Annotated in this window: 9 protein-coding genes; 5 read left to right on the top strand and 4 right to left on the bottom strand. The window is 45.2% G+C overall.

Going from position 1 to position 10,558, the window contains the following annotated elements; all coding sequences use genetic code 11:
* Positions 1–387 precede the first annotated feature (387 nt).
* The 3 genes from N0824_RS10660 to N0824_RS10650 are packed head-to-tail and all read left to right on the top strand — an operon-like array spanning position 388 to position 1,867.
* A complete protein-coding gene (locus tag N0824_RS10660) occupies positions 388–972 on the top strand; it encodes a sigma-70 family RNA polymerase sigma factor (protein WP_108936746.1) in 585 nt (194 codons plus the stop codon).
* Positions 972–1,346, top strand: coding sequence for a hypothetical protein (locus N0824_RS10655; RefSeq protein WP_108936745.1), 375 nt, complete (start codon positions 972–974; stop codon positions 1,344–1,346). Before N0824_RS10660 ends, N0824_RS10655 begins: the two co-directional genes overlap by 1 nt.
* A gap of 20 nt (positions 1,347–1,366) precedes the next feature.
* A complete protein-coding gene (locus N0824_RS10650; RefSeq protein ID WP_108936744.1) occupies positions 1,367–1,867 on the top strand; it encodes a Spy/CpxP family protein refolding chaperone in 501 nt (166 codons plus the stop codon).
* Between the two features lie 101 nt (positions 1,868–1,968).
* Here the strand turns inward: N0824_RS10650 and N0824_RS10645 are convergent, their stop codons facing one another.
* A complete protein-coding gene (locus N0824_RS10645; protein WP_108936743.1) occupies positions 1,969–3,120 on the bottom strand; it encodes an NAD-dependent epimerase/dehydratase family protein in 1,152 nt (383 codons plus the stop codon).
* A gap of 481 nt (positions 3,121–3,601) precedes the next feature.
* On the opposite strand from N0824_RS10645, the gene N0824_RS10640 reads away from it, so the two are divergent.
* Complete coding sequence (locus tag N0824_RS10640) at positions 3,602–5,452, top strand: polysaccharide deacetylase family protein (RefSeq protein WP_108936742.1); 1,851 nt, start codon at positions 3,602–3,604, stop codon at positions 5,450–5,452.
* Positions 5,453–5,487: 35 nt separating this feature from the next.
* Here N0824_RS10640 and N0824_RS10635 read toward each other — a convergent pair whose 3' ends face one another.
* Together N0824_RS10635 and N0824_RS10630 are read right to left on the bottom strand one after the other, a co-directional pair.
* Complete coding sequence (locus N0824_RS10635) at positions 5,488–5,877, bottom strand: hypothetical protein (RefSeq protein ID WP_008200532.1); 390 nt, start codon at positions 5,875–5,877, stop codon at positions 5,488–5,490.
* On the bottom strand, positions 5,870–6,427 hold the full coding sequence (locus N0824_RS10630) for a Panacea domain-containing protein (protein ID WP_046662215.1): 558 nt from the start codon (positions 6,425–6,427) through the stop codon (positions 5,870–5,872). The genes N0824_RS10635 and N0824_RS10630 overlap by 8 nt, the downstream gene beginning before the upstream one ends.
* Positions 6,428–6,591: 164 nt before the next feature.
* Between N0824_RS10630 and gloB the strand changes: the two genes are divergently transcribed.
* On the top strand, positions 6,592–7,365 hold the full coding sequence (gene gloB / locus N0824_RS10625) for a hydroxyacylglutathione hydrolase (RefSeq protein ID WP_108936741.1): 774 nt from the start codon (positions 6,592–6,594) through the stop codon (positions 7,363–7,365).
* Between the two features lie 175 nt (positions 7,366–7,540).
* Here the strand turns inward: gloB and adhE are convergent, their stop codons facing one another.
* Complete coding sequence (gene adhE / locus N0824_RS10620) at positions 7,541–10,207, bottom strand: bifunctional acetaldehyde-CoA/alcohol dehydrogenase (RefSeq protein ID WP_108936752.1); 2,667 nt, start codon at positions 10,205–10,207, stop codon at positions 7,541–7,543.
* Positions 10,208–10,558 lie beyond the last annotated feature (351 nt).

The raw sequence follows: 10,558 nt of genomic DNA, 5'->3' as shown, positions 1-10,558 counted from the left end.
GGTGTGGGGTGTGGGGTGTGGGGTGTGGGAATTATAAATTATGAATTATGAATTGGGGTGTGGGGTGATGGGGAAGTGGGGTGATGGGGAAGTGGGGAAATTGAACTAAAACCCCAAAACCCTAAAACCCTAAAACCCCAAAACCCTAAAACCCTATCACCCCAAAAACCTATCTCCTGACTCCTATCTCCTGACTCCTGACTCCTGAATGGTGTGGGGTGTGGGGTGATGGGGTGATGGGGTGATGGGGTGTGGGGAGAGTAAAGCTGTCTCCTGTCTCGGAGTCTCCTGTCTCCTGTCTCCTGACTCCTATCTCCTGTCTCCCACTTACTTATGAACCATTCTTGACACCCCCCAGTCTAAACGGACAGGTATCCAGCGGGGGTAATGATCAGGGTGATAACCGATAAGCAAACAAGTGTGAGCGATCGAGAGTTAATCTTGAAATGTCAAAGGGGTGATAGGGTCGCTTTTCGTCACCTTTACCGTCTTTATCAACCAAAAATCCGCTCTACTCTCTATCAACTCTGTGGAAGGGAATTCCTAGAGGATTTTGTCCAAGAGGTATTTTTAAGACTGTGGCGCGGGTTGCCGAAATTGCGTTCACCTGAATACTTTTCCACTTGGGTTTATCGGATCACCTGCAATGTGGCGATCGATGGTCGGCGACAATTAGCCAAAAGACAAATGAGGATCACCAAAAGCACTGATCAGGAAAACCCCCTTGATAGCCAATCCCGTCCCCAAGATAGTCCCGATTTGATGCAATTGTATTATGAGGAGGTGGTCCGGGAAGGGTTAGAAATTCTCAGTTTAGAACATCGCGCTGTGCTTGTCCTTCACGATCTAGAGGACTTACCCCAAAAGGAAATCGCCCAAATCTTAGAAATTCCCCTCGGTACGGTGAAATCACGTCTTCATTATGCGCGTAAAACCATGGGTCAATTTTTGCAAAAACAAGGAGTTCTCTAATGTCCCCAGAAGATGACAAAGTGGTTAATTTTCTGCGTCGCTATCGTCCATCGCTGCCACCTCGACCGATAGATGAAGAAGAACAGTTAATGCAAATGATTAGGGAAGAAAAGCCAGTAAATTTCCCAAAATTGACGCCTTTATTGGGGTGGATTACTGGTATTACTGCCTTATCGGCCCTGATTTTTGCTTACTATCGTTGGTCCGATCCTCATCCACAACTAGGCCAAATTTCTGACGAGCAATTAGAAGCTTTTTTAGTGGAAAGTTGGAACCATAGCATCGCTCCACCGATGGCTGCTCCTAGCGTTTATAGTTCCCCTTGGATGACCTTAAACGAGCCTCAACTCACCTATTCTACCTATAATCCTTAATTTTTTTGTCAAGGTCAATTATGTACTTTTCTACTCTCTCGATTCTCGGCACGACCATGGCTTTAACTCTGGCCGCTAACTTGGCCTCAACTGCCACTGTGCTATCCTATCCCCAAGATCGTCTATTTATCGCTCAAACTAGCTCTCCCCAGCGTCCTGAAAATCGTCCCCGTGGGATGAATAATTCTAGAGAAGGACTAATTGAACAATTAAACCTTACCGATGACCAAAAGTCAAAAGTTGCCGCTATTCGTCAGAAATATCGGGGACAAATCCGAAAATTGCAAGAAACCATTAGAAACAACGAACAAGAATTAAATAGTTTATTATCGAATAATGCCTCCGATCGAGATATCCGTTCTAAACATCAGCAAATCTCTCGCAATCGCCAAGAAATCAGTAACCTGCAATTTGAGAGTTTTTTGGAAATTCGCCAAGTCTTAACTCCCGCTCAAAGAACGGAATTTTCCCAGTTAATGCAGGAACGTCGCGCTAATTCCCCCAATCGCGGACGACAATAATTCCCATCAGTGCGGATTAAGATCGAGTTTGATGGCGATACATTAGAAAAACGCAAAGGATGGGTTACTTGCCCATCCTCAACTTATCATTTACTAATAAATTATCGTTTCCAAGTGACTTTTGGTAGGATATGATTCATATCTACCCGATTTTTATACTTGGTGGCGAAGTTTAGGAGGGAATCGAGGAGAGAATCGGAGAGATAGTGAGGTTGTAGGCCTAGATCGAGTAATTTCGTGTTTTTAGCCTTGAAATAATGTTCCTCTAACTCGATGCGCGGGTTGTCAAGATTGTTAATCTCCACATTTAACCCCAACGCGGAACCAGCTTTTTTAACCATCAGTGCCAAGTCACCGACGCTAAACAGTTCGGTAAATTGGTTAAAAACGCGGAATTCTCCCGATTGAGCGGGATTTGCGATCGCTAATTCCAAACAACGCACGGTATCGCGGATATCTAAAAATCCTCGCGTTTGACCACCTTTACCGTACACTGTCAGGGGATGACCGATTGCCGCTTGAATACAAAAACGGTTTAAAGCAGTGCCAAAAACCCCATCGTAATCGAGACGGTTAATTAACATCTCATCCATTCCCGTTTCTTCGGTGAGGACTCCATAAACCACCCCTTGATTGAGATCCGTGGCTTTTAAACCCCACATCCGACAGGCAAAATGGATATTATGGCTATCGTGGACTTTGCTGAGATGGTACATACTACCTGGCTGTTTGGGATAGGGTAAAGTATCCTTACGACCGTTATGTTCGATCGTGATGTAGCCTTCTTCAATATCTATATTCGGTGTGCCATACTCACCCATCGTTCCCAGTTTCACTAGGTGCGCTTCGGGAAATTCCTCTTTCATCGCGTAGAGGATGTTTAAATTGCCAACAACGTTATTAACTTGGGTTAAAACCGCGTGTTCGCGATTGATCATGGAGAAGGGTGCAGATCTCTGTTCTCCGAAGTGAACAATGGTGTCTGGTTGAAACTGTCGCAGGGATTGAATCAGAAAGTCGTAGTCATTAATATCCCCGACAAAAAGATCGAGCGATTTTCCTGTCAGATCTTGCCAGCGTTGAATCCGATGAGATATGGGTGCGATCGGTGTTAAGGTATCGCAGCCTAATTGTAAGTCCCAATAGCGACGAACTAAACTATCAAGTATGCCTACTTCGTAACCTCTATTTGATAGATGGAGTGCCGTTGCCCAACCACAATAGCCGTCTCCGCCAATAACCAAAACTCTCATACAATATCTGTAAAGTTTATATACTCGTCTTTGGTAACTCTAGCAGTTTTGTGTCACCCTTTACCAACTTAATCCCCGTGAATATAGCGGAGTGTGGGGTGTGGGGTGTGGGGTGTGGGGTTTTTCAGTGTTGCCAAAGGCACGGCGTAGCCGTCCAGTAAACAGTAACCAGTTATCAGTGGGGGGAATGGGAAATTATAAATTATGAATTATAAATTATGAATTGGGGAGAGGGGAGTGGGGAAAAGGGAGAGGGGAGAATCAATAAAGGTAGTCTATTGACAACTGCTCACTGATTACCACTGTCCACTGAAAACTCAAATCTGCTCACTGCTCACTGCTCACTGATAACTGATAACTGATGAGGGTGTTCTAGAAAACTTGACAAGGGAACGGATTATAGGGAAACTCAGCTTGTTAGTCAAGGTACTAGCGCAAATCTCAATTTCTTTTTTACTTTATTACTTTATTACTTGATCTTATGCGTTGGCAAGCTCGGCAAAAATCTTCCTTTTCTTTCCTTCCCCTATACGGATTTTTGGCATTTATCGTCACTTGTCTGATTATTTGGACAATTTCTCTCTATCCTCGCTCTAATGCTCTGGTGGGGGGTGATTCTCTCCCCGCACCCTTTAGGGAGTTTCAACCGGAATGCGCGGATTATGTCCGAGAAAATAGTTCTTTTAAGGATATATCGAGAGTTTTTGATTGTAAAACCTATAAAAACCTCTCCGATCGCGTGATTTTTTCCCTATCTCTCCAAAAAAACGATATTAGTCTCGATAATTGGCAAAATAACTCGGCAACAGCGATCGAATTAGCACCCTGGCCGGAAATTCATCCCCGCGCTCAAGGAACTAAAGTACCGATTTTAATGTATCACGACATTTTACCAGAAAAAGAGGTATTTTTTGACGTTACCCCTGGCGAATTAGAGGCACATTTTCAATTTTTGCAGGAAATCGGGGCAACTCCGATCAGTATCGATTGGTTAATTTCCCATCTGCGGACAGGTATCCCCCTTCCCGCTAAACCGATTTTATTGACTTTTGATGATGGTTATGGGGGACATTACCAGTATGTCTATCCTTTATTGAGAAAATATAACTATCCTGCTGTTTTCTCGATTTATATCAATAAAATGACTCAAAAAACCGGCAGAACCAGTGTCACTTGGCAACAACTCCAGGAAATGGCCGCCGATCCTCTAGTACAAATTGTCTCCCATAGTGTCAGTCATCCCCGGGATTTAAGATTATTGTCCGATGCAGATTTGGAGCAAGAAGTCAAGCAATCGAAACAAATCTTAGAAAAAGAATTGGGTATTCCGATTAATTATTTTACCTATCCGGAAGGGAAGGCGGACGATCGAGTGAAGGAATTCGTCAAAAAAGCGGGTTATCGGGCGGCTTTATCGATGAATGACCTCGATGAGCATTTTGCTGGACAATCCCCCGATTTACTCACGATTGGACGCTTTGGGCAATCGCGCACTAGGGAAGTTGTCCCGCAAGCTTGGGGAGGTGATCCCTTACCCCGTACCGATGGCGGTTTTAACTTTGCCACCACCATCCAAAAACGGGAAGTGGAATTCCCAACAAATACACTTGTTCTGATTAGTGGCGGGATTCCCAAAACCATCCACGCTGATAGTCGTTATCAAGTGGAGGAAATTATCGCCGGCACAGAAGCAGTCGCGGCTGTAGATGGCGGTTTTTTCTCTCTCAAGGAATTGGACTCAAATCAGATGATCGGGCCGGTTTTAAGCGAAAATGGCGGCTTTATCCCGGGATATGAAGGGGAAATCGGCAAGTTAGAGGGTCGTCCTTTAGTAATCATTACCGATCGATGGGTGCGTTATCTTCCCTTTGATCCTGTCCGTCATAATACCCTAGAAGGAATCGCAGCCGAGGCTGAAGATGATCTCAAGGTGACGGATGCTTTTGTCGCGGCCGCTTGGTTAGTCAAAGATGGACAACCACAATCCCGAGAATCCTTTGGTACACTTTACGGTTTTGATGCCCTGCGTCACCGGGCTTTTTGGGGGATTAATCAGGCAGGACAGCCAGTTATCGGGGTTTCCAGAGAGCCGATCGATTCCATGGCTTTGGGAGAATTATTAGTACAGGCAGGTTTTCGGGACGCGGTGATGTTGGATTCAGGAGCAAGCACCTCCCTCGCTTATCAGGGTCAATCGCAAGTGCATTATACTCCCCGTCCCGTTCCCCACGTTGTCGCTTTATTTCCCCCCACAGAACCCGATATTGTTCCCGTTAGTCATGTGGGGATTCCCTGCGTAATTTTTGCCGATTCCTGTGCTGCGGGGAGTTAGGGGACAAAAACTTGTTAACCAGAAAACGGCTGAAGCTATGTATCTAAGAAAGCTCTCAGGGCAATTTTGTACTTGTTTTTCAGCCGTCGAGAAACTAGACCACCTTGCTGAATCTGTGCGAGAATTGTGGCTGAACAGGAGCCTTTTGGAATCGGACTACCCGCAGTGATTAAACTGGCTAATTCCGTGGCATCCATCTCCCGGGCAAATTGATAGGCAATCACGGATTCACAGACGATAAAATTCGGGACACCAAGGCCGGGCAAAAGCACACAAGTAGCTTCCGAACTGCTTCTTCGAGTTGTAACATTGACAAATAAATATCTATTTTCAGAAGTCTTTGCGATCGCAATATAGAGATGTTGCTTATTAGGGGGTGTATCGATTAAAAAGGCATCCCCCAGCTTGACTACCAGACTAGCCATGTAAAGCTCCATCTAAATAGGCTTCTCGCTGGGCTTCTTGGCTAATATCTTCGATTTCCTCCTCCGTTTTACCCATAGATCGCAAAACATCCTCTACTAAAATTGGAATAGCCGAACCATGGGGATCCTTCCATTCTGGTAGATCGTGAGTCCATTCGGCTACAAGAAAGGGATTGAGATGGCCAAAAGTCTTGTAAACCTGTTTAAGAATCATTTCTTCTTCTTCACAGAGTTCTTCATTGCCGGGATATTGCAGCAGGTCAACATAATTAGAATCCCGGGGAGAAATATATTTCGACCACAGGGGTAAAGCAGAGTCCACGGGCTGTCCTTTAATCAAATCATAAACACCCCTGAGAACCGGTCCATAATCCATTGATACATATCTATCCCCAGTAATTGGTTGATCCATGGTTTTTAAAGCAAGACGGTCAGCTATATAGAGCATTTTCAGCAACCCTAAATACTTCATCGGTTTGCCGTGCAGCTTTAAGAGTATAGCAGCGGCTTCCACTGCTTTCTCTGGATGAAACCGAAATTTGATCGTCATAACTACTATAAATTCACTGCTTTTTTATGACACTTTTATTATAGTTATTATTCTACATCGGCCATATTTAAGATTTTGTCCCAGTGGTTGAGGTTTCTAGCCTGATTTCTGAAAGATGCTGCTATAGGTATGATCGAGTTAAACCTGAGCATCAAGATTCTACCATGGAGATCGAACGTCTTAACGCCCTTTCCGATAATTATATTTTCCTCCTCTACGATCCGGCACAAAAAATCGCGGCCGTGGTGGATCCGGCGGAACCTGAACCCGTTTTCAGGCGATTAGAGGCTTTACAGGTGGATTTAGTCGCTATTTTTAATACTCATCACCACGGCGACCATGTGGGGGCTAATCAGGCTTTAATTAATCGTTATCCCCATCTTTGTGTTTATGGGGGAAAGGAGGATCGCGGTCGCATTCCGGGCCAGCAGCTGTTTTTAGAGGAGGGGGACCGGGTGGAATTTGCCGGTCGCTGGGCCGAGGTTTTCTTTGTCCCCGGCCACACTCGCGGCCATATTGCCTATTATTTTCCCCCGGTTAACCCCGGAGATTACGGTGAGTTATTCTGTGGTGATACCCTGTTTTCGGGGGGTTGTGGTCGTTTATTTGAGGGAACACCGGGCCAAATGGTGGCTTCTTTAACTAAATTGCGATCGCTGCCCGACCAGACTAGGGTTTGGTGCGCTCACGAATATACGTTAAATAATTTAAAGTTTGCCTTGACAGTTGACCCTAATAATGCTGCTCTGCAACAGCGTTATCGGGAAGTGGAAAAACATCGCGCTGAAGATCTTCCCACGATTCCGGCAATTTTGGGGACGGAAAAGCTGACTAATCCTTTTTTGCGTTGGGATAGTCCCGCTTTGGCCATGACCATGGATAGCAGCGAACCAATACAAGTGTTTGCACGGCTGCGGGGGAAAAAAGATAATTTTTAAGTAGTGGCTAAGTAGGTAGGTGTTAAAAACTGTCAAATCCCCCCTTATTAAGGGGGGTAGGGGGGATATCCCCTGATTAAGGGGGGTAGGGTGTGGGGTGTGGGGTGTGGGGTGTAGGGTTGATTCATGAATCAACCCTACAGGGAGTAGGGGGAATCAAAGGCAAAATCTATCCCTACAAGCTCAACGGTTGCGGCTCTAACTTCAAATCGGCAAGACTGACATCACCGTGACCATTTACCGCCACCTCTAGGGGCAAATTGCCGTGATAAGCTTGGATTAACAGGGTTTTTAAGTCCTCAATCAGGGGATAACGGGGATTGGCTCCGGTACACTGATCATCGAAGGCTTGTTCAGCTAAATGGTCTAATTTGGCCATAAATTCGGCTTCACTTTCGGGAATTACCTCTTTAATACTGGCCGGAATACCGATTTCCCGTTTTAAACATTCGATCGCTAATACCAATCTTTCCACACTTTCGGTCTCGCTTTCTCCTCCCAATCCCAAGGAATGAGCGATCCTGGCATAGCGCCACTTCACGTTAGGATATTTGTACTGAGAGAAAGTCGCCTGTTTAAAGGGGGCATCGGTGGCATTATAGAGGATGACGTGGGAAATCATCAAGGCATTGGCTAGACCGTGGGGAATATGGAAAATTGCCCCCAATTGGTGGGCCATGGAGTGACAGATGCCTAAAAAGCCATTAGCGAAGGCCATTCCTGCCATTGTCGCCGCGTAATGGACTTTTTCCCGCGCTTTCGGGTCTTTAGCTCCGTTATGATAGGAACTGGGCAAGTATTTAAACAGCAGTCGGATGGCATCTTGAGCAAGAGCATTGGTATATTCTGAGGCTAAAACCGAGACGTAGGCCTCAAGAGCGTGAGTTAAAGCGTCAATTCCGCCGTAGGCTGTCAATTTTTTCGGCATATTCAGCACTAATTCCGGATCGACGATGGCCATGCTGGGAGTTAGAGCATAATCTGCCAAAGGATACTTAATATTATTACGGCGATCGGTCACGACGGCGAAGGGAGTCACTTCTGATCCTGTTCCCGAAGTGGTGGGAATACACACCATCAGAGCTTTTTCGCCTAAAGGGGGCAATTCATAGACTCGTTTGCGGATATCCATAAAACGCATGGCCAAGCTCTCGAATTCTATCTCTGGATGCTCGTAGAGTAGCCACATGATTTTAGCGGCATCCATGGGGGAACCACCACCGATAGCGATAATTACATCGGGATTGAAGGTATTAATTACATTTAACCCCCGTTCGACGGTTTCTAGGGAAGGATCGGGTTCCACATCATAAAAGATATTAATCGTGATGCCGATTTCTTCTAAAACTTCCTGTAAAGTTGCGGTAACTCCTAGGTCGAAAAGAGGTTTATCGGTGACAATAAAGGCCCGTTTTTTGCCGGCTAATTCCCGAATAGCGACGGGTAATGCTCCGTATTTAAAATATACTTTTGGTGGTACTCGGAACCAAAGCATATTTTCCCGGCGCTCGGCTACGGTTTTAATATTTAATAGGTGGGTAGGTTCGACGTTTTCGCTGATGGAATTACCGCCCCAAGTGCCACAACCGAGGGTTAAACTAGGATCGAGACGGAAGTTATAGATATCACCAATCGCACCCTGGGAGGAAGGGGTATTAATTAATACCCGGGCCGTTTGTACGTTGTCTTGAAAGTGCTTAATATGTTCCCGATTGGAGGGTGCGGTATAAAGCACGGCCGTATGACCTCGACCGGCAAATAAGACCAGTTTTTCGGCTTTTTTTACCCCATCTTCAAAGTCTTTGGCCCGGTACATGGCTAAAATTGGCGAGAGTTTTTCGTAGGAAAATGGTTCCTCTAAGCCAATATTTTCTACTTCTCCGATTAGTAAGCGGGTATCTTCGGGAACGGAAATTCCGGCCATGGTGGCTAATTTTTCTACCGGTTGTCCGACGATATCGGGGTTGATATGACCATCTTTTAGGAGAATCCCGACGACTTTTTCCCTTTCTTCGGGGGAAAGAAGATAGGCCCCGCGATCAATAAATTCCTGTCGAACTTCTTCATAGATGCTATCGACAACGATTACCGATTGTTCGGAGGCGCAAATCATGCCGTTATCGAAGGTTTTACTGAGAATAATCGAGGAAACGGCCATTTTTATGTGAGCAGTTTCGTCCACTAAAGCGGGGGTATTGCCGGCACCGACTCCTAGGGAAGGTCTTCCGGAAGAATAGGCCGCTTTTACCATACCAGGACCGCCGGTAGCAAGGATTAAATTAATGCTGGGATGTTGCATTAATGCTTGGGAAAGTTCCACCGATGGCTGATCGATCCAACCAATAATACCGGCCGGTGCGCCTGCTTTCACGGCCGCTTCTAAGACTATTTTGGCCGCTGCGATCGTGCAGTCTTTGGCTCGCGGATGGGGGGAAAAAATGATGCCGTTGCGGGTTTTCAGGGCAATTAGGGCTTTAAAAATGGCTGTGGAGGTGGGATTTGTGGTGGGTACGATCCCCGCTAAAATGCCCACGGGTTCGGCGATTTTTTGCAATCCAAAGGATTTATCTTCTTCGATAATGCCGCAGGTTTTGCTGTGTTTATATTTGTTGTAGATGATTTCTGAGGCAAAATGGTTTTTAATCACTTTATCTTCTATTACTCCCATCCCTGTCTCTTGTACTGCCATTTTAGCTAGGGGAATGCGCGCGTTGTTGGCTGCTAATGCGGCTTTTTTGAAGATAAGATCTACTTGTTCTTGGTTATAGTTGGCAAATTGTTGTTGAGCTTTTTTTACCTGTTGTATCAGTTCTTCTAGCTCTTGTCTATTGGTAACTATCATAACAATTTTGTTGAAAAAATTAGGCATTTTATTCTATTATAGCTTTTTTCGCCAAGGTACTCGCTCAATCTTGGGATTTTCTTTATAGTTTCCTAAGCATTGGTATTATAGAATACTAATAAGCTGGGCGCAAATTTAATTTACTTGTTGAAATAAGGCAATAGGCAATAGGCAATAGGCAATAGGCAATAGGAAGGTATAGGGGAAGTGGGGAGATGGGTTTTAAAGTTCGATTGGGAGTTCATCATACTATTAAAAACAGAATTTATCATCAGAACGATTGTATCCCCCTAAGTCCCCCTTTTTAAGGGGGATTTAGGGGGATCAAATTTTTTTTAGTCCTTTGGGATG

The sequence above is a fragment of the Microcystis sp. 0824 genome (assembly GCF_003112475.1).
Taxonomy (GTDB): Bacteria; Cyanobacteriota; Cyanobacteriia; order Cyanobacteriales; family Microcystaceae; genus Microcystis; species Microcystis aeruginosa_C.
Note: the sequence above shows the minus strand (reverse complement) of the source record. Positions and strands in the feature narration are given on the sequence as shown.

Bases quoted from the DNA above. Each gene is read 5' to 3' on its own strand.
- N0824_RS10660 (WP_108936746.1), top strand. From the start codon at position 388: ATGATCAGGGTGATAACCGATAAGCAAACAAGTGTGAGCGATCGAGAG.
- adhE (WP_108936752.1), bottom strand. From the start codon at position 10,207: ATGATAGTTACCAATAGACAAGAGCTAGAAGAACTGATACAACAGGTA.
- gloB (WP_108936741.1), top strand. From the start codon at position 6,592: ATGGAGATCGAACGTCTTAACGCCCTTTCCGATAATTATATTTTCCTC.
- N0824_RS10640 (WP_108936742.1), top strand. From the start codon at position 3,602: ATGCGTTGGCAAGCTCGGCAAAAATCTTCCTTTTCTTTCCTTCCCCTA.
- N0824_RS10655 (WP_108936745.1), top strand. From the start codon at position 972: ATGTCCCCAGAAGATGACAAAGTGGTTAATTTTCTGCGTCGCTATCGT.
- N0824_RS10635 (WP_008200532.1), bottom strand. From the start codon at position 5,877: ATGGCTAGTCTGGTAGTCAAGCTGGGGGATGCCTTTTTAATCGATACA.
- N0824_RS10645 (WP_108936743.1), bottom strand. From the start codon at position 3,120: ATGAGAGTTTTGGTTATTGGCGGAGACGGCTATTGTGGTTGGGCAACG.
- N0824_RS10650 (WP_108936744.1), top strand. From the start codon at position 1,367: ATGTACTTTTCTACTCTCTCGATTCTCGGCACGACCATGGCTTTAACT.
- N0824_RS10630 (WP_046662215.1), bottom strand. From the start codon at position 6,427: ATGACGATCAAATTTCGGTTTCATCCAGAGAAAGCAGTGGAAGCCGCT.